Consider the following 19,210-nt stretch of genomic DNA (forward strand, 5'->3'; position numbering starts at 1 on the left):
GGTGGGGAAGCGGTGTGAGGCTGGGGTGGTGGCGGCTCAGCGGCCGGTGCCGGCGTACACGGTGGCATCGATGTCGCCGTCGAGCCCGTAGGCGGTGTGCACGACGCGTGCGGCCTCGGCAAGGTCGTCACCGCGGACGACGACCGAGATGCGGATCTCCGACGTCGAGATCATCTCGATGTTGATGCCGGCGATGCTGAGCGCCTCGAAGAGCGTCGCCGAGACACCCGAGTGGGTGCGCATGCCGGCACCCACGACCGAGAGCTTGCCGACCTGGTCGTCGTGGACCAGGTTGTCGAAGCCGATCTCGGACTGGTCGGCGCTGAGCGCCTTCAGCGCGATCGCCGCGTCGCCCTTGGGGAGGGTGAACGAGATGTCGGTGCGGCCGGTGGCCGCCGCCGAGACGTTCTGCACGATCATGTCGACGTTCGCGCCGGACTTCGCGACGATCTTGAAGATCTCGGCGGCCTTGCCGGGTACATCGGGCACCCCGATGATGGTGATCTTGGCCTGGCCAAGGTCGGTCGCGACGCCCGCGACGATCGGCTCTTCCATCTCTTCTTCCTCACCGTTGGGACGGGTCTGTCCGGGGCCGAGCACCCAGGTGCCCTCGCCCGAGCTGAACGTGGAGCGTGCATGGATCAGCACGCCATGACGCCGGGCGTACTCCACCGCACGGATGTAGAGAACCTTCGCGCCGTTCGCGGCGAGTTCGAGCATCTCTTCCGAGCCGACGACGGAGAGCTTGCGCGCCTTGGGGACGACGCGCGGGTCGGCGGTGAAGATGCCGTCGACGTCGCTGTAGATCTCGCACACGTCGGCCTGGAGCGCTGCCGCCAGCGCGACCGCGGTGGTGTCGGAACCGCCGCGCCCGAGCGTCGTGATGTCGCGGGTGTCGCGGTTGAAGCCCTGGAAACCGGCGACGATCACGATCGCGCCTTCGTCGAGCGCCTCGCGCAGACGGATGGGGGTCACATCGACGATACGGGCGGAGCCGTGGTCGGCGGTGGTGATCATGCCCGCCTGGCTGCCGGTGAAGGACCGGGCCTCGAAGCCCATGGAGTGGATGGCCATCGCGAGCAGCGCCATCGAGATGCGCTCTCCGCTGGAGAGGAGCATGTCGAGTTCGCGCGGTGCGGGGATCGGCGCGACCTGACCGGCGAGGTCGAGCAGCTCGTCCGTGGTGTCACCCATCGCGCTGACGGCCACGACGACGTCATGGCCGGCGCGGCGGGTGTCGACGATCCGCTTGGCGACGCGCTTGATGCTCTCTGCGTCGGCGACGGACGACCCGCCGTATTTCTGGACGATCAGCGCCACGATGAGACTCCCGAAGTGCCCGGGCGGGCACGCGTGTGGTGACGGGCGGGCGACCGGATGCCGCACCCATCGGTACATCTTACGGATGCGGTCATGCGGGGCCGGCCATGTGACGCCCCGGGACGGCGGGCCGAGCCCGCGTCGATCCCGCCCCGCGACCGGCCGTGGCTACGATCGGATGATGGGACCCCGTCGACGAAGACTCCTCGGTTCGCTCGGGAGTCTCGTGCAGGTGGGCTCGCCCGGCGACGAGACACGAGCGCTGCTCGTCGTCGACGACGCTCTGGCCACCCGCATCCTGGATCTCGCGGTGCGCATCGGCGAGACGATGCTGGTCACCGGCGCCTCGGCGAGCGAGGTGACCCTCACGATCGTGCGGGTCGCCGGGTCGTACGGCCTGGACCCGGTGCACGTGGACGTCACCTACAACTCCATCACGGCGGCGCATCACCACAGCGGTGCGGCACGTCCGATCACCCTCATGCGGGTCGTGCGCGGCTCGGTCCCCGATCACGACAAGCTGCAGCGGATCCAGGCGCTGGTCGCCGAGGTGGGTGCCGGGATGGAGCTCGGCGAGGCGGTCGAGCGCTACCGTGAGATCCGCCGCCGACCGTTCCGGTACCGGCCCCTCGTGGTCATCTCTGCCCAGGCGCTGCTGGCGGTCGGAGTCGCGGTCATGTACGGCGGCACGTGGCTGGTCATCCTGCTCGCCTTCCTCGGGGCGGGTGGCGCCGCACTCACGCAGTTCGGACTGGGCCGTGCGCGGGTGCCGTACTTCTTCAGCCAGATCGCCGGCGCGTTCGTGCTCACCATGGTGGCCGCGGCGTCACCGCTGCTGGCCGCCACAGGGTGGGAGCCGGCGCAGGGGCTGCGGCCGTCGCTCATCGTCGCCTCGGGCATCGTGCTCATGCTCGCCGGGCTGACTGTCGTCGGGGCCGCACAGGACGCGATCGACGGGTTCGCCCTGACGGCGACGGGTCGGATCCTCGAGCTGATGACGCACACGCTGGGTGTCGTCCTCGGCATCCTCGCGGGCCTCGAGACGGCCCGGGTGCTGGGGGTGGGGATGGATCCGCCCGACGACGCGCTCCCGTTCGGCCCGATACCGCTGCAACTGCTCGGCGCCGTGCTGATCGCGATCTCGGTGGCCGTGTTCAACGGCGCCGGCGGTCGCATCGTCGCGGTGAGCGCGACGCTCAGCCTCGTCGCCTGGGTCGGTTACCTGGCGACCACGGCTGTCGGCTTCGATGTGGCCGCGGCCAGCGGCGCCGGCGCGCTGCTCGGCAGCTTCGTGGGCATCGTCCTCGCCCACCGCCTGCACGTGCCATCGGTGGCGATCACCATCGCCGCCATCCTGCCCATGGTGCCCGGTGCCGCCGTCTTCCGCGGGCTGCTGAGCGTCGTGGCCGCCGACGGGTCCCCCGCGGTGCTGCTGGACGGATTCGGCACGCTCGTCAGCGCCGCCATCATCGGCATCAGTCTCGCCGTGGGGGCGTCACTGGGCATCTACCTCGGGCAGCCGGTGCGCTCCACTCTCGGCTCGGTGGTGCGCACGCGAGCGCGCGTCCGCCGCTGACGAGACGCGATCTCCGCAGCTCAGACCGACCGGCGGCCCTCGAAGGCGCGGCCGAGGGTGACCTCGTCGGCGTATTCCAGGTCGCCGCCCACCGGCAGTCCGGAGGCGAGGCGCGTGACGGCGATCTCCAGAGTGTGCAGCAGTCGGCTGAGATATGTCGCCGTGGCCTCGCCTTCGAGGTTGGGGTTGGTGGCGATGATGACCTCCTGCACGGTGCCGTCGGCCAGTCGCTGCATCAGCTGGGTGATGCGCAGGTCGTCGGGGCCGACGCCCGCGATCGGGCTGATCGCTCCGCCGAGCACGTGGTACAGGCCGCGGAACTCGCGCGTGCGCTCGATCGCCGCGACGTCCTTGGCATCCTCCACGACGCAGATCAGCGCGGGATTGCGTCGCGGGTCGCGGCAGATGCCGCAGCGCTCCTGCTCGCTGACGTTGCCGCAGATGTCGCAGAAGCGCACCTTGTCGCGCACGTCGCGCAGCAGCTCCGCAAGGTGCGACACGTCGAAGTTCGGGGTCTGCAGGATGTGGAACGTGATGCGCTGGGCCGACTTGGGTCCGATGCCGGGAAGGCGTCCGAACTCGTCGATCAGGTCTTGGACGATGCCGTCGTACATGGCCTAGTTGAACCTCGTGGGTGCCTCGTAGGGCTCTTCGCGTACGAAGCGCGCACCGAGCACCTGCCGGACCACCGCTTCGCCGTAGCGCTGGACCCCGTCATCGCGGGTGGTGGTCTGCGGAAGGCGCGGCGCCACCACGGGTGGCACGGGGACGTCGTCCGCGGGCACGTCGGGCTCGGGCTCGTCCTCGTCGTCCTGCGGATCGGCGACGTGCGAGTTCTCGACGTCGGTCGGCGCGAGCACGACGCCGTCGCGTGCCGGGGCCAGGGTGGCCACTTGCACGCGCGCGGTCGGCGCGGCATCCTCGGGCTCGTCGTCGACGGCGAACTGCGCCACTCCGTTGCCGCCGGGGATGGGAGCGACCGCCCAGTCGGTCACCGGCTCGGTCGACGCCGGCGCCGTCTGCGGTGCACGAGTGGAGGACCGTGTCGAGGCCGACGAACGAGATGGGGCCGACGACCCCGGCGTCGCGGGTTCTCCCGGAGGCGATGACGCACCGCGGCCGTCGCCGGGGGGAACCGGCGCCGGCGGGCTGTCGGGAGGACCGCCGGGTCCGCCGGAGCCGCCCGGGTCCCCGCCGCCGTCGGGCGAGCCCTCGCCTTCGTGCTTGGCGAGGTACTTGACCCGGATGCCGAGCACGGCCTGGATCGCGGTGCGAAGATCCTCGCTCGGACCCGACCCGGCCGAACGCTGCTTGAAGGTGGCGACGTCCTTCTGGCTCTGGAACGCGAGGGTGAGGACGTCGGCGTCGAAGTCGGCGACGCGCGCACCGGTCGCGATGAGCCAGGAGGTGCGGCTGATGTCTTCGAGCCGGGCCAGCACTTCGGGCCACGCGTCGCGCATGCGCTGCACGGTGACGGGGCCGCTCGGCGCCGGCGCGGGCGCATCCGGCACCGCGGCAGCAGGCGGTTCCGGGGACGCAGGTGCCGGGGACGCAGGTGCCGGTGCCGGTGAGGCAGGTGCCGGTGGCGCGGGCGCCGCACTCACCTGGGGAGCGGGCGCCCCCGATGCGGGCGCCGACGGTGTGGAGACGGGCGCCGACGCGGGCGCCGGCGGGGTGGAGACGGACGGCGCCGGCGCGGCCGAGGGAGCCGGCGCGGCCGAGGGACCAGTGGCACCCTGGGCGGCCGGGGCGTGCGCGAGCACGCGAGCGATCATGAGTTCGAGCTGCAGGCGGGGCGACGTCGCTCCGCTCATCTCGTCGAGTGCGGCGATGACGATGTCGGCGGTGCGCGACAGGCGGGTGGCGCCGAACGCGTCGGCCTGGCGCTGCATGGTCGCCAGGTCTTCCGCCGAGACACCCCGGAGCACGGCGGACGCGCCCTGCCCTGTGGCGGCGACGACGATCAGATCGCGCAGGCGCTCCAGCAGGTCGTCCACGAAACGGCGCGGGTCCTGCCCGGTCTGCACGACCCGGTCGACGGCGCTGAAGGCCGCGGCGGGCTCGGCCGAGGCGAACGCGTCGACGACCTCGTCGAGGAGTTCGGCGTGGGTGTAGCCGAGCAGCGAGACGGCTCGCTCGTAGCCGACGATCACACCGGCGTCCGTCATCTCGGAGCCCGCGATCAGCTGGTCGAGCAGCGACAGGGTGTCTCGCGGCGATCCGCCGCCCGCGCGCACGACGAGCGGCAGGACGCCCGCCTCCACCGTGACCTTCTCGGACGCGCACAGCTCCTGCACGTACTCGAGCATCGCTGCGGGCGGAACCAGACGGAACGGGTAGTGGTGGGTCCGCGAACGGATGGTGCCGATGACCTTCTCGGGTTCGGTCGTGGCGAAGATGAACTTCACATGGTCGGGAGGCTCTTCCACCAGCTTCAGCAGGGCGTTGAACCCCTGCGGGGTCACCATGTGCGCCTCGTCGAGGATGAAGATCTTGAAGCGGTCGCGCGCGGGCGCGAACACCGCGCGCTCGCGAAGGTCTCGGGCGTCGTCGACGCCGTTGTGGCTGGCGGCGTCGATCTCGACCACGTCGAGGGAGCCTCCCCCGCCGCGACCGAGTTCGATGCAGCTGTCGCACTCGCCGCACGGGGTGTCGGTGGGACCCTGGGCGCAGTTGAGACAGCGGGCGAGAATCCGCGCCGACGTCGTCTTGCCGCATCCGCGCGGACCCGAGAACAGGTAGGCGTGACCCACGCGGTCGCCGCGCAGTGCGGTCATGAGGGGCTCGGTCACCTGAGCCTGCCCGATCATCTCGCCGAACGCCTCGGGACGGTAGCGGCGATACAGAGCGGTGGTCACTCCCCCAGCCTACGACGTGCCTGCGACATCGCGACGAGAGGTGCGGGATGCGCGCTCGGCCGACTGCTATGGTCATCGGCAGTGACACGGGGTGCCCGCCAGCGGGCTGAGAACACACCCGTCGAACCTGATCTAGTTCGTACTAGCGAAGGGATGTCGCGAATGAGCGTTCGCACGTCTGTCCACCTGTCCCCCGGCGAGGCGCTCGACGCGCTGCGCGCGACGAACCCGCTCGTGCAGTGCATCACGAACACGGTGGTCGCCGGCTTCACCGCCAATGCCCTGCTCGCCCTCGGCGCGTCACCGGCGATGTGCGACATCCCCGGTGAGGCGGGGATGTTCGCCGATCTCGCCGGAGGGGTCCTCATCAACCTCGGCACCCCCACCTCGGAACAGCGGGATGCCGCGCTCGAAGCGGCCGACTCGGCCACCCCCTGGGTGCTCGACCCGGTCGCCGTCGGCGCGCTGCCCGTCCGAACCGCACTCGCCAGGCGCCTGTCCGAGCTGGGCCCGGCGGTGATCCGCGGCAATGCATCCGAGATCCTCGCGCTGGCCGGCACGTCGTCGGGCGGTCGCGGAGTCGACGCCGTCGACTCCCCCGACGATGCCGGCGAAGCCGCGGACGCCCTCGCCCGCCGCACGTGTGCGGTCATCGCGGTGTCGGGCGCGGTCGACCTGATCACCGACGGACACCAGCGGATCCGCGTCGCGGGAGGCGATCCCCTGCTCACGCGGGTGACGGGCGGGGGGTGCGCGCTGGGCGCGACGACGGCAGCGTTCCTGTCGGTGTGCGACCCGGTCGCGGCCGCTGTCGCCGCCCACGCCGTCCACGCCATCGCGGCCGAGCGCGCGGCGGCGATCACGCGCGGTCCGGGGTCCTTCGCCGTCGCCTTCCTCGACGCCCTGGCGGACATCTCCGCCGGCGATCTCGACAGCGCACGCCGATGGACGGACGAGCCGGCGGCGGCCCGCTGATGCGCGCGACCATAGCGCCTGACGCGTCCGACCTACGCGCATCCGACCCGGCCGGGCAGCTCGCCGTGCACCTGGTCACCGATCAGCGACTGCCCTTCGACCGCCTCATGCGGGTTGTCGACGACGCGGTCACGGGCGGCGTGGACGTCGTGCAGCTGCGGGACAAGACCGTCAGCGCGCGCGAGCTGATCTCCCGAGCCGTCGCCCTGTCGGCGGTCGTCGCCGGCCGAGTCGCTCTCCTCGTGGACGACCGGGTCGATGTCGTCCTCGCTGCGCGGCACGCAGGCGCCCGGGTCGACGGCGTCCATCTCGGCCAGGATGACCTCCCGCCCGCGACCGCGCGGCGCATTCTCGGCCGGGACGCGATCGTCGGGTGGACGGCGAACACCGCCGCCCACCTCGACGACGCGGCTGCCATGCCGCCCGGAACGCTCGACTACCTGGGCGTGGGGGTGATCCGTCCCACCGCGACCAAGCCCGACCATCCCCCGGCGCTGGGTCTGAGCGGGTTCGCCGCCCTCGCCGCTCGCGCCGCCCTGCCGTGCATCGCCATCGGCGGGGTCGGACCCGAGGACGTGCCCGCACTGCGCGCGGGCGGCGCCGCCGGGATCGCCGTCGTGTCCGCCGTGTGCGCAGCGGCCGATCCCCGTGCCGCCGCGCGCGCGCTCGCCGAGGCGGCGCGATGACCGCGCGCGCGGTGCCCCGCGTTCTCAGCATCGCCGGCACAGACCCGACCGGGGGCGCGGGCATCCACGCGGACCTGAAGACGATCGGAGCCCTCGGCGGCTACGGGATGGCCGCCGTGACCGCCCTCGTCGCCCAGAACACCCGCGGGGTCCGCCGGGTGCACGTGCCGCCGGCGTCCTTCCTGCGGGACCAGCTCGACGCGGTCGCGGACGACGTCGACATCGATGCCGTGAAGATCGGGATGCTGCAGTCGAAGCCGCTGATCGATACGGTTTCGGGCTGGCTGGACTCGACCCGACCGCCGATCGCCGTGCTCGATCCGGTGATGGTCGCCACGAGCGGAGACAGGCTGCTGGACGAGGACGCGGTCGCCGCCATACGAGCGCTGTGCGCCCGCGCCGACCTCGTGACACCGAACCTGCCCGAGCTCGCCGTGCTCGTCGATCGTCCGCCCGCGGCGAGCTGGGAGAAAGCACTCGCGCAGGCGCGCGGCCTCGCGGACAGCACGGGGGCGGCTGTGCTGGTCAAGGGCGGCCATCTTCCGGCAGGAGGCTCCCCTGATGCGATCGTCGATGCCGACGCCGTGTTCGAACTCGCCGGACCGCGTGTGGCGACGACGTCCACCCATGGCACGGGCTGTTCGCTCTCGTCCGCGATGGCCGTCCTGCGCGCCCAGGGGCTGTCGTGGCCGGACGCCCTCACCCGCGCCAAGGATTGGCTGACCGGAGCGCTTCGGGCCGCGGACGCTCTGGAGGTCGGGCGAGGACGCGGCCCGATCGACCATTTCCACGAGTCCCGTCCCACCGCCGATTGGGCCTCCGATGCGTGGGCCGCGTGTGCCGACATCCGCTCCGGAGTGGACGCATGCGCATTCGTCATCGAACTGCGCGACGGCACACTCCCCGGGCAGGCCTTCGCGTGGTACCTGGCACAGGATGCGCTGTACCTGCGCGAGTACGCCCGGGTCCTCGCGCGCTTGAGCGCCATGGCCCGCACCCGGAACGACCAGGAATTCTGGACCGACGCCGCTCGGGGCGCGCTGGTCGAGGAGGCGAGACTCCATCGATCGCGCATCGGCGACGTCGAGGTCGATGCCGCACCGTCGACGCGCGCCTATGTCGATCATCTCCACGCGGTGTCGGCATCGGGTCGATACGGCGAACTGGTGGCGGCGGTCCTCCCCTGCTTCTGGCTGTATCACGACCTCGGCCGGCGCTGGCGCACCCACCGACACGAGGGGCACCCGTACGGCGATTGGCTCGCCGCCTACGGCGACCCCGGGTTCGCCGACGCGACGAACCGGGCGATCGCGGTGGCGGGCGCCGTGGCCGCGGCGGCGTCACCGTCGGAGCGTGACCTGATGCACATCGCCTTCCGCCGCTCGATGGGCCACGAGCTCGCATTCTTCGCCGCGCCGCTCGCGGCGAGCACCCACGCGCCCGCTCAGGTGTCGGATCCGTGCTCGACGTCCGACATCGAGATCACCGGGATCGACGTGGTGACGGCGGGGACGGAGGCCGACAGGTGCGAGCCGTCTTCGCGGCGCACGTCCGCGAACTGACGCAGCGACGGGCGCCCGGGCATGACCGGACCCTGATCGGCGAGCGGCACCACGACCTGCTCGCCGCCGCCGATCATGTAGCCCTTGCCGCGCACGCTGAACGCGACCGGGTCGCCGTCGCCGGCGGTCACGGTCATCGACGCGCGCTCGATCGTGACGGTGAGCCGCGTGCCGTGCCAGTGGAGGACGAATGACAGAGACGGCCACGCCGCGGGCAGACGCGGGTCGAACGACAGCTCGCCGAAGTGGTCGCGCATGCCGCCGAAACCGCACACCAGCGCCGTCCACACCCCGCCCGCCGAGGCAACGTGCACACCGTCGGCGGCGTTGTGGTGCAGATCGGCGAGGTCGACGAAGGTCGCTTCGGTGAAGTACTCCAGCGCGAGGTCCTGATACCCGACCTCGGCGGCGAGGATCGCCTGCACGACCGCCGAAAGCGTCGAGTCGCCCGTGGTCAGCGGGTCGTAGTACTCGAAGTCGGCGAGCTTGTCCTCGTCCGAGAAGTGGTTCCCCTGCAGGAACAGGGCGAGCACGACGTCGGCCTGCTTGAGCACCTGGTAGCGGTAGATGACCAGCGGGTGGAAGTGCAGCAGGAGGGGACGCTTGTCGTCGGGCGTGTTCTCGAGGTCCCAGATCTCGCGCTCGAGGAACACGTGATCCTGGGGGTGGATGCCGGCGGCCTCGCTGAAGGGGATGTGCATCGCCTCGGCGGCGCGCTCCCAGGCCTCGGGCTCGCCGTCCTCGAGATTCAGCCGCGCCACCATCTCGCGGTAGATCTCGCCGTCGACCTCGGCCATCTCGCGGACGGTGCGCGCGGCGAACCGGAGGTTGAAGCGGGCCATGACATTGGTGAACAGGTTGTCGTTGACGACGGTGGTGTACTCGTCGGGCCCGGTGACGCCGTGGATGTGGAATGTCGTCTCGACCTCGTCCACGGTGCGCCAGAACCCGAGCGTCGTCCAGAGCCGGGCCGTCTCGACGGCGATGTCGACACCCTCGCGGCGCAGGAACTCCTCGTCGCCGGTGGCGCGGACGTACTTGGCGAGCGCGAACGAGACGTCGGCGTTGATGTGGTACTGCGCGGTACCCGCGGCGTAGTAGGCCGAGGCCTCCTCGCCGTTGATGGTCCGCCAGGGGAAGAGCGCACCCGCCTCGTTCAGCTGGAAGGCGCGTCGGCGTGCAGCCGGGAGCATCAGGTACCGCATGCGCAGGGCGTTCCGAGCCCACTGCGGGGTCGTGTAGGCCAGGAACGGCAGGACGTAGATCTCGGTGTCCCAGAAGTAGTGACCGCTGTAGCCGGAGCCGGTCATGCCCTTGGCGGGAACCCCGAGTCCGTCGGCGCGGGCGGTGGCCTGCGCGAGCTGGAACAGGCACCACCGGGTCGCCTGCTGCAGCGCGTCCTGACCGCCGATGGCGACGTCCGAGCGCTCCCAGAATCCGTCGAGCCAGGCACGCTGCCGCTCGCGCAGCAGGTCGACGCCCTCGGCCGCGGCCCGGTCGAGCGTGCGTCGGCAGCGGTCCACGAGCTCACGCGCGGGAACGCCGCGCGAGGTGTGGTAGCTCACGAACTTCGTGATCGTGATCGGCACGCCGGCTTTGGCCTCGACGCGGAAGACGTCCTTGGCGATATCCGGCTCGATGAGCCGGCGCAGGTTGTACTCGTTCTCGGTCTCGATGACGTGGTCGGCGGCCACCGCGATCGTCATGCCCGACTCCGTCACGCGATACGACATCGCGGTGCGGGCACCGTCCTGCCAGTACTCCTGCGGCTGCAGGACGCGCTGGTGGTCGATCTTCTCCGCTTTGCGCGGGTCGAACCCGGCCTTGCGAGATGCGCTGGGCGTGCCGCCGTAGACGTCCTCGCCGTCCTGCCGGTTGATGATCTGGCAGTTGACCGCGACGGGCGCATCGGCGTTGAGCACGGTGACCTGGACGCGCATCATCGCGAGGTGCTTCTCCTCGAAGCTGACCATGCGCTCGAACTCGATGCGCACGTCCTTGCCGGACGGGGTGGTCCACAGCAGCGAGCGGCGCAGCACGCCGTCGCGCATGTCGAGCTCTCGCCGGTACTCGCGCAGGTCGGCGACGTCGAACGACAGCGGCTCGTCGTCGACGTAGACGCGCATGATCTTGGCGTCCGGCGCGTTGACGATGGTCTGGCCCGTCTCAGCGAACCCGTACGCGTTCTCGGCGTGACGGATCGGGAACGTCTCGTGGAACCCGTTGATGAAGGTCCCGTGCTCGTGCGCCCAGCGGCCTTCCGGGTGATTGCCGCGCAGGCCGAGGTAGCCGTTGCCGATGGCGAAGAGGGTCTCGGTGACTCCCATGTCGTCCATCGAGAAGCTGGTCTCGACGAGCTTCCACGGGTCGACGGGAAAGCGATCGCGGTCGATCATGCGCGTGCCTGTTCGTCAGGGTCGACAGAGGGTCGGATGCCGGTTCCCACGGCCGGGAGGAGCTCTGCCAGGTCTTCGACGACGACATGGGCTCCGGCGTCGAAGAGCACCTGGGCACCGACGCCCCGGTCCACGCCCACCACGAGCGCGAACCCGCCGGCGGCGGCGGAGCGGACGCCGCTGAGGGCGTCCTCGACGGCGGCGGCGGTCGCCGGGTCGACGCCCAGCATCCGGGCCGCCTCGACGAACACGTCCGGTGCGGGCTTGGAGGCGAGGTTGTCGCGCTCGGCGATCACGCCGTCCATGACCACAGGGAAGCGCTCGCGGATGCCGGCGACCCCGAGGACCTCTTCGGCGTTCTTCGAGCTCGAGACGACGGCCACGGGCGTGCCCGCGGCCGCGAGCCGGTCGAGGAGCTCGAGCGAGCCCGGGTAGGGGGCGATCCCCTCATCGCGCAGCACGCGCTCGAAGAAGGCGTTCTTGCGGTTGCCGATCCCGCACACCGTGTCGGCGGTCGGCGGGTCGCTCGGCTCGCCCCACGGCACCTCGACGTCGCGGGAGCGCAGCAGGCTCGCCACGCCGTCGTAGCGCTTCTTGCCGTCGAGGTAGTCGAAGTAGTCCCGCTCGGTGTACGCGGGCGTGATGCTCCAGTCCTCGAAGAGCTCCTGGAACATGGTCTGCCACGCGTGCATGTGGACTTCGGCGGTGGGCGTGAGCACACCGTCGAGGTCGAACAGGACGGCGTCGTACGTGGTCAGATCGGGCAGCGCGTCAGCGGACACGGAACCTCCGGCGTCGGACGGAATGCGGGTGAACGGGCGGCTCCTCAGCGTGCCGTGAGCCAAGCGTAGTCGCGGTGGAGGGCCGTCGAGAACGCGCGCGGATCACGCGCGGGCGACGGCCAGGGTCTGCCGCGCGATCTCGAGCTCTTCGTTGGTCGGAACCACGAGCACGACAACGCCGGAGTCGTCCGTCGAGATGCGCCGGACGCCCCGCTCCCGGGCCTGATTGCGCTGCGGATCCAGCTCGACGCCGGCGAACCCGAGGGTCTCGACGGCGGCCGCGCGCACCCGCGCGGAGTTCTCGCCGACCCCCGCGGTGAACGAGATCACGTCGACGCCGCCCAGCTGGGCGAGGTAGGCGCCGGCATAGGCGCGCAGACGATGGATGTAGACGTCGAACGCGAGTGCGGCCGCGGCATCCCCCCGCTCGACGCCCGCCTCGATGTCGCGCATGTCCGAGACGCCCGCGAGCCCCTGCAGGCCGCTGCGCTTGTTGAGCAGCGTGTCGAGGTCGTCGATCGACATGCCCGCCCGTCGCGAGAGGTGGAACAGCACGGCCGGATCGACGTCGCCCGAGCGGGTGCCCATCACGAGGCCCTCCAGCGGGGTCAATCCCATCGAGGTCTCGACGCTGCGTCCTCCGTCGACGGCGGTGACGGACGCGCCGTTGCCGAGGTGGAACACGATCTGCCGCAGCTGGTCGAGCGGGCGCCCGACGTGCGCCGCCGCGGTCTCGCTGACGAACTTGTGGCTGGTGCCGTGGAATCCGTAGCGCCGGATGCGATGGGATGCCGCGAGCTCGGCGTCGATCGCGTAGGTGTAGGCGGCAGGGGGAAGACTCTGGTGGAACGCCGTGTCGAACACCGCGACGTGGGGGACGTCGGGGAACGCCTTCCTGGCCGCGGCGATGCCGGCGAGATTGGCGGGGTTATGCAGCGGAGCCAGCACGCTCAGCTCATCGATGTTTATCTCGACCAGGGGCGTGACCGGCGTCGGCTCGAAGAAGCGCGCGCCGCCGTGGACGACGCGGTGGCCGACGGCGATCGGCGGGCTGTCGTCGAGCGACGGCCCGTCCTGGGCGAAGGCCTCGAGCATGACGGCGAACCCGGCGGTGTGATCGGCGATCGGCTGCTCGCGGGTGTAGGTGGCGTCCGTGTACGTGGCCTCGCCCCCGGCCGGGGCCGGCACCGTGTGGGTGGCACGGCCGGTGCCCTCGCCGATGCGCTCGACCAGCCCCGAGGCGAGGACGGTCTCTGCGTCCATGTCGATCAGCTGGTACTTGAAGGAGGACGAGCCGCTGTTCACGACGAGGACGGGGGTCATTCGGATGCCGTTCCCTGAGCCTGGATCGCGGTGATCGCGATCGTGTTGACGATGTCGTCGACCAGAGCGCCGCGCGACAGGTCGTTGATGGGCTTGTTCAGCCCCTGCAGGACCGGTCCGATGGCCACGGCGCCCGCGGAGCGCTGCACGGCCTTGTAGGTGTTGTTGCCGGTGTTGAGGTCGGGGAAGACGAACACCGTCGCCCGCCCGGCGACCGCGGACCCCGGCATCTTCGCCGCGGCGACCGCGACGTCGGCTGCGGCATCGTACTGGATGGGGCCCTCCACGGGGAGCTCCGGGGCGCGCTCGCGGACGAGCGCCGTGGCAGTTCGCACCTTCTCGACGTCGGCGCCGGAGCCGGACTCCCCCGTCGAGTACGACAGCATGGCCACACGCGGCTCGATGCCGAACTGGGTCGCGGTCGCGGCCGACGAGATCGCGATGTCGGCCAGCTGCTCGGCGGTCGGATCCGGAACGACGGCGCAGTCGCCGTAGACGAGCACGCGGTCGGCGAGCGCCATGAGGAAGACGCTCGAGACGACCGAGACGCCGGGCTTGGTCTTGATGATCTCGAACGCGGGGCGGATGGTGTGCGCGGTCGTGTGCGCAGCGCCCGAGACCATCCCGTCGGCCAGCCCCATGTGCACCATGAGCGTGCCGAAGTAGGAGAGGTCGGTCACCGTGTCGGCCGCCTTCTCGACGGTCACGCCCTTGTGGGCGCGCAGGCGCGCGTACTCGTCCGCGAACCGGCGCACGTGCGGGGCGTCGAAGGGCGAGAGCACCTCGGCCGCCTGGATGTCGACGCCGAGCTCGATCGCACGGGCGCGCACCTCGAAGGGCTCGCCGAGGATCACGAGGTCGGCGATGCCGCGCTTGAGCACGGTCGCCGCGGCGCGCAGCACGCGATCGTCGCCGCCCTCCGGGAGGACGATGCGCTTGCGGTCGGCGCGGGCGCGCTCGACCAGCTGGTAGGCGAACATCAGCGGCGTGACGACGGTGGCCCGCGCGACGCCGAGGACGCGCAGCAGCTCGTCGGCGTCGACGCTGTTCTCGAACAGCGACAGCGCCGTGTCGTAGCGACGCTGGGAGTCCGCAGCCAGGCGTCCGCGGGTGTTCATCACCCGCACCGCCGTCTCGTAGGTGCCGTAGGCGGTGGTGATGATCGGGACGTTCGAGCCGAGGCCCTCGAGGAGCCGGGCGACGGGTTCGGGCAGCTCGAAACCGCCGTTGAGGACGATGCCCGACACCGACGGGAAGGTGCCGGAGGCGTTGGCGAGGAGCGTGGCCAGCAGCACTTCCGAACGGTCGGCGGGGATCACGACCACGGCGCCTTCGAGCAGGCGCGGGAGCACATTGACCATGGACATGCCCGCGATGACGACATCGAGCGCCTCACGGGTCAGCAGCTCGGGGTCGCCGCCGATCAGCTCGCCGTCGACCGAGCGCATGATGTCGCGCATCGACGGCGACACCAGGAAGCGGTCTTCGGGGATGGCCCATACCGGAACCCCCCGTCCGCCCCGGGCGGCCTCGACCGACGCGGCGATGGCGGCCACGATCTCGTCGAGCACCGCCTCGTCGGCGCGGTTGGCCACAACCGCGAACAGCTCCGCACGACCGTGCGCGAGCTCTGACAGTGCGAGATCGGCGATCTGCCCCATCTGCGCGGCGGTGCGCGGGATCGAAGAGCCGAGCTGCTCGGGCTGCCCCTGGACGGCCCGGCCGCCGAGGACCAGCAGCACGGGGGCGCCGAGGTTCGCGGCGATGCGGGCGTTGTACGCCAGCTCGGCGGGGCTTCCGACGTCGGTGTAGTCGCTGCCGAGGATCACCACGGCATCGCACTGCGCCTCGACGGCCTTGTAGCGTTCCACGATCGTCGCCAGCGCGGCATCCGGATCATGTCGGACGTCGTCGTAGCTCACGCCGACGCACTCGTCGTACTCGAGGTCGACGCCGTCGTGTTCGAGGAGCATCTCGAGGACGTAGTCGCGCTCCTCCGTCGATCGCGCGATCGCGCGGAACACCCCCACCCGAGGCGTCGCGTGCGCCAGTGTGCTGAGGACGCCGAGCGCGACGGTGGACTTGCCGGAGTGTCCTTCGGCCGACGTGATGAAGATGCTCTGCGCCACGCAGCCAGCCTAGACGCGGGCGCCTGACCGGCGACGGGTGCGCGGGCCCGGTGGGGACATTCACAGGCCGGAAATTAAGACTCTCCGCGAACCCGGCAGAGCCTGGTTACCCTTGCTACGTTTCCGTCCTGGGGGAGTTGGCCTGGATGCCGCCTCGCGGAGAGCTGCCACCAGTGTAACCCGTCGTCGGTCTCACTCCGAAAGCGGCACCACCCGCACCGCCCCGTCCGGCTCGACGAGCGCGAGGACGCGGGACGCCTCGACACCCGCCAGCTGCTCGTGCAGCCGTGCGAGGACGCTCTCGTCCACGCCTCCTGCGACGGCGGGCGCCGCCCGCCACACGGTGAGCGCGGCCCCGGTGTCGACCCGCAGACGCTGGGCGAGGTCGGCGGGCGCGTCGGTCGCGACGAGGACGATGCGTCCCACCGCGACCCGCGGCGCGGTCGCGCGGACGACCCGGCGATCCCGTCGCCAGATGGCGAAGTGGTAGGCGAACACGAGGGCGGTGGCGCTCAGCAGCCCGAACGGCGCGCGGATCCGCTCGATGAACCCGCCTCCGCTGCCGAGGAGCAGCTCGAACAGGCGGTAGCCGATGAGCAGCAGCGTCACGATCGCCACGATCGCGCTGGCACCGAACACGGCCACCAGGTAGACGCGTCGCGCCGTGCCGGCCGCGTGTTCGTCGGGAACGTGGCGCGTGGGCCGCCACGCGATCCACCACACCGGGAAGCCGACCGCGAGCGCCGCGAGACCCCCGAGCAGGAGGGTGCGCGGGTCGTCGTCGACGAGCGAGGCGCTCGCCGTGGCGAGGAGGGCGTTGACGATCACGCCGAAGCCGCTGGCGGCGCCCACGAGCGCGACCGCCGAGATCATCAGCCGCGCGATGCGACCGGTGCGCGCCGGGCGGGTGGCCAGCACCTGACCGTGGAAGGCCCACACCACTCCCCCGATGAGCGCCGCGGCGATCGCAGTGTCGACCGGACGGAGGATCTCGCCGAGCGGATCGGTGTCGAACAGCAGGCGCAGGAGCACGAACAGCAGCGTGCCGACCGCGAAGAGGGTGACAGCGGCGATGACCGCGATAACCAAGACGAGCATCACGGCCGCGAACGGGCCGGGCGCGTCCTTCGCGCGGTCGAGGTGCCAGTGCACCCACCACACGAGGGCCCCGATCGCCGTCCACACCAGCGCCTGCGCGACGCTCACGCCCCAGCTGGACGTCCCGACGAGCCCCGGAGTGACACCGCCGAGGGCCTGCTCGAGGAGGGTCGCGAGCGCGTTCACCGCGCCGGCCGTGACGACGGCGACGCCGTACACCGCGCCGAGGACGACGGGCACGGTCGCAAGACGCGTGGGCGCGGTGCGGGCGCTGCGCCGCATCCACCGGTGCCACAGCCACACGCCCGCCCACACCAGCCCGATCGCCGGCGGGCCGGGCTGCCACCGCCCGTCGATCGCGTCGGTGACCGTCTGCGCGAGTGCGACGGTGGCCACGATGAGCGACACCGTCGACATGGCCGCGAGGTACAGCGCCCACATGAGCGACGAGCGCTCGGCCGGGTCGGCGAAGCGCCGACGCTGCCACCACCACAGCACACCGAGGAGCGGGCCGCCGATGAAGGTGAACGCGAGCGAGCGGGCGAGCAGGTCGTCGCCGCCCGAGAGCACCCGGCCGGTCGAGAACAGCATCTCGAGCAGTCCCGCGAGGCCGTTCGCGGTGACGATCACGAGGGCGAACAGGATGACGTAGACCAGGACGCGACGGACCGCGGACTGCGCGCGTCCGGTCGGGGCGGCGACCGGGGCGGGCACCGGCGCGGCGTCGGGCTCCACCATCGGCTCGGCCGCCGGATCCGGGGGGACGATGCCGGACATCACTTCGCCGCCGAATCGAAGCAGATCGCCAGCTCCCACGGGGCGGTCTCGATGAGCCAGCCGCCGTCGGCGGCCACCAGTTCGAACACGCCCTCGGTCTCGTACTCGTCGCTGCCGAGCGGCCCCGTCCCGTACACCGTCGCGATGAGCACCTCGACGCGCGCGCTGTCGTCGCGCTCGGTGGTCTGCAGCAGCGTCACGCGGCGATCCTCGGTGCCCGGGGTCACCCGCTCGCAGTCCTCCGCCACATCGGGCGGCAGGTACTCGAGCGCGGTCCGGGTGTCGCCTTCGACCACCGCCTGGCTGTACCGCTGGACGACCCCCTCGGGAGTGTCCTCGTCGAACTGCGCCGCGCCGCCGCGGGTGAACACCACGATCAGGGCCACGACCACGACCAGAGCCACCGTCGCCAGCAGCGCGATCATGACGAGGCGGGACCGCCGGGCATCTTCGCTCATGGCGCCATCATCCACCCGGCGCCCCGGGCCGCGCGGGACCAAAGCCCCGGCACGCCGCACTCGTGCCGGCCGGCGCAGCGGCCCACCCGGCGTCGGGGCACCCGGCCCACCCGGCGTCGGGCCACCCGGCCCACTGCCGCGTTCGCGCCCCCGGCCCACCGCCGCACGTGCGTTGTTACGATCGGAGTGGGCGAAGTCGCCCGAGGTCGGCTCGACCCTCGGTCCGCCTGTGGGGAAGACCGGGGAGGTCACCGTGACTGATACCGCGACGACGGATGCCGGGGTGCGAACCCCCCTGACGGCGGACGCGTTCCTGGCTCGCACCCGCGGCATCCTCGACTCCGTGGGTCGCGTGATCGACGGAAAGCCCGACGCGGTCCGCGGGGCGCTGGTCTGCCTCCTCGCCGAGGGGCATCTGCTCATCGAGGACGTCCCCGGCGTCGGGAAGACGATGCTCGCCCGAGCGCTCGCCGCCTCGGTGGACGCCACGGTCCGCCGCATCCAGTTCACCCCCGACCTGCTCCCGGGCGACGTGACCGGGGTCTCGGTGTTCAACCCCGTCGACCGCGAGTTCGAGTTCAAGCGCGGGGCGATCTTCGCTCACATCGTCATCGCCGACGAGATCAACCGCTCCTCCCCCAAGACCCAGTCCGCGCTGCTGGAGGCCATGGAGGAGGGCCAGGTCACCGTCGACGGCCACACCCACCCGCTGCCGCAGCCGTTCCTGGTGGTCGCGACCCAGAACCCGCTCGAGATGGAGGGCACGTACGCGCTTCCCGAAGCGCAGCGGGACCGCTTCATGATGCGCCTGTCGATGGGCTACCCCGATGCGCAGGCCGAGGCGCTCATGCTCCGCCAGCGCGAGACGACGAACCCCCTCGACCAGCTCACCCCCGTGGTCACGTCCGAGATCGTGTCGGACATGATCGCGTGGGCCCGCGCGATCCACGTGGCCCCCGCGGTCGAGGAATACGCCGTCGCGCTCGCCCACGCCACCCGCGTGCACCCCGACCTCCGCCTCGGGGCGAGCCCCCGCGCCACCCTGCAGCTGGTGCGGGCGGCGAAGGTGTGGGCGGCGCTCGACGGCCGCGGCTACGTCATCCCCGACGACCTCTCGGCGCTGCTCGTGCCGGTGTTCGCGCACCGCCTCATCCCCACGCGGACGGCCGGGGGTGGGCGCGGACGCAGCGCATCCGAGACCGTCACGGGCGTCCTCGATCGCATCATCGCGGGCGTGCGGGTCCCGGTCGCATCGCGTCAGTGACCCGAT

The 19,210-nt window shown here is 71.5% G+C and carries 14 protein-coding genes, 1 other RNA gene and 1 riboswitch; of the genes, 5 read left to right on the forward strand and 10 right to left on the reverse strand.

Features of this window, described 5'->3' with window-relative positions:
• Positions 1-36 precede the first annotated feature (36 nt).
• Positions 37-1,320, reverse strand: a complete 1,284-nt coding sequence (locus tag NFR93_RS05960; protein ID WP_251450822.1) for an aspartate kinase — start codon at positions 1,318-1,320, stop codon at positions 37-39.
• A 181-nt stretch (positions 1,321-1,501) separates the two neighbouring features.
• On the opposite strand from NFR93_RS05960, the gene NFR93_RS05965 reads away from it, so the two are divergent.
• Positions 1,502-2,896, forward strand: a complete 1,395-nt coding sequence (locus NFR93_RS05965) for a threonine/serine exporter family protein (protein ID WP_251450823.1) — start codon at positions 1,502-1,504, stop codon at positions 2,894-2,896.
• A gap of 20 nt (positions 2,897-2,916) precedes the next feature.
• Here NFR93_RS05965 and recR read toward each other — a convergent pair whose 3' ends face one another.
• Positions 2,917-3,510 (reverse strand): recombination mediator RecR, encoded by a 594-nt coding sequence (gene recR, locus NFR93_RS05970; RefSeq protein WP_251450824.1) that lies wholly within the window; start codon positions 3,508-3,510, stop codon positions 2,917-2,919.
• Between the two features lie 3 nt (positions 3,511-3,513).
• A complete protein-coding gene (locus tag NFR93_RS05975; protein WP_251450825.1) occupies positions 3,514-5,754 on the reverse strand; it encodes a DNA polymerase III subunit gamma and tau in 2,241 nt (746 codons plus the stop codon).
• Between the two features lie 77 nt (positions 5,755-5,831).
• A riboswitch (TPP riboswitch) is annotated at positions 5,832-5,925 on the forward strand.
• Between NFR93_RS05975 and thiM the strand changes: the two genes are divergently transcribed.
• The 3 genes from thiM (at position 5,908) to thiD (ending at position 8,977) form a co-directional block, all read left to right on the forward strand.
• Positions 5,908-6,729: a hydroxyethylthiazole kinase gene (gene thiM, locus NFR93_RS05980; protein ID WP_502846258.1), complete on the forward strand. Its 822-nt coding sequence runs from the start codon at positions 5,908-5,910 to the stop codon at positions 6,727-6,729. Its footprint overlaps the riboswitch before it by 18 nt.
• Complete coding sequence (thiE, locus tag NFR93_RS05985; protein ID WP_251450827.1) at positions 6,729-7,415, forward strand: thiamine phosphate synthase; 687 nt, start codon at positions 6,729-6,731, stop codon at positions 7,413-7,415. Before thiM ends, thiE begins: the two co-directional genes overlap by 1 nt.
• Positions 7,412-8,977 carry a bifunctional hydroxymethylpyrimidine kinase/phosphomethylpyrimidine kinase gene (gene thiD / locus NFR93_RS05990; RefSeq protein WP_251450828.1) on the forward strand — a complete coding sequence of 522 codons (1,566 nt, stop codon included), beginning with the start codon at positions 7,412-7,414 and terminating at the stop codon, positions 8,975-8,977. The genes thiE and thiD overlap by 4 nt, the downstream gene beginning before the upstream one ends.
• Here the strand turns inward: thiD and NFR93_RS05995 are convergent.
• The 7 genes from NFR93_RS05995 to NFR93_RS06025 form a co-directional block, all read right to left on the reverse strand.
• On the reverse strand, positions 8,860-11,373 hold the full coding sequence (locus NFR93_RS05995) for a glycoside hydrolase family 65 protein (RefSeq protein WP_251450830.1): 2,514 nt from the start codon (positions 11,371-11,373) through the stop codon (positions 8,860-8,862). The genes thiD and NFR93_RS05995 overlap by 118 nt on opposite strands.
• The gene (locus NFR93_RS06000; protein WP_251450832.1) at positions 11,370-12,155 is read right to left on the reverse strand and encodes an HAD family hydrolase; all 786 of its coding nucleotides are present in this window, start codon (positions 12,153-12,155) and stop codon (positions 11,370-11,372) included. Before NFR93_RS06000 ends, NFR93_RS05995 begins: the two co-directional genes overlap by 4 nt.
• A 102-nt stretch (positions 12,156-12,257) precedes the next feature.
• Positions 12,258-13,478 (reverse strand): acetate/propionate family kinase, encoded by a 1,221-nt coding sequence (locus NFR93_RS06005; protein WP_251450834.1) that lies wholly within the window; start codon positions 13,476-13,478, stop codon positions 12,258-12,260.
• The gene (pta, locus tag NFR93_RS06010) at positions 13,475-15,607 is read right to left on the reverse strand and encodes a phosphate acetyltransferase (RefSeq protein WP_251450836.1); all 2,133 of its coding nucleotides are present in this window, start codon (positions 15,605-15,607) and stop codon (positions 13,475-13,477) included. Before pta ends, NFR93_RS06005 begins: the two co-directional genes overlap by 4 nt.
• 72 nt (positions 15,608-15,679) lie before the next feature.
• Positions 15,680-15,776: signal recognition particle sRNA small type (gene ffs / locus NFR93_RS06015), an RNA gene on the reverse strand.
• A 23-nt stretch (positions 15,777-15,799) separates the two neighbouring features.
• A complete protein-coding gene (locus NFR93_RS06020) occupies positions 15,800-17,482 on the reverse strand; it encodes a DUF5671 domain-containing protein (RefSeq protein WP_251450838.1) in 1,683 nt (560 codons plus the stop codon).
• Positions 17,482-17,940 (reverse strand): LpqB family beta-propeller domain-containing protein, encoded by a 459-nt coding sequence (locus NFR93_RS06025; protein ID WP_251450840.1) that lies wholly within the window; start codon positions 17,938-17,940, stop codon positions 17,482-17,484. Before NFR93_RS06025 ends, NFR93_RS06020 begins: the two co-directional genes overlap by 1 nt.
• Positions 17,941-18,193: 253 nt before the next feature.
• On the opposite strand from NFR93_RS06025, the gene NFR93_RS06030 reads away from it, so the two are divergent.
• Entirely contained in the window at positions 18,194-19,204 is a 1,011-nt protein-coding gene (locus NFR93_RS06030) for an AAA family ATPase (protein ID WP_502846259.1), read from the forward strand.
• Positions 19,205-19,210: the final 6 nt, after the last annotated feature.

The sequence above is a fragment of the Microbacterium sp. Marseille-Q6648 genome (genome assembly GCF_943181415.1).
GTDB lineage: Bacteria > Actinomycetota > Actinomycetes > Actinomycetales > Microbacteriaceae > Microbacterium.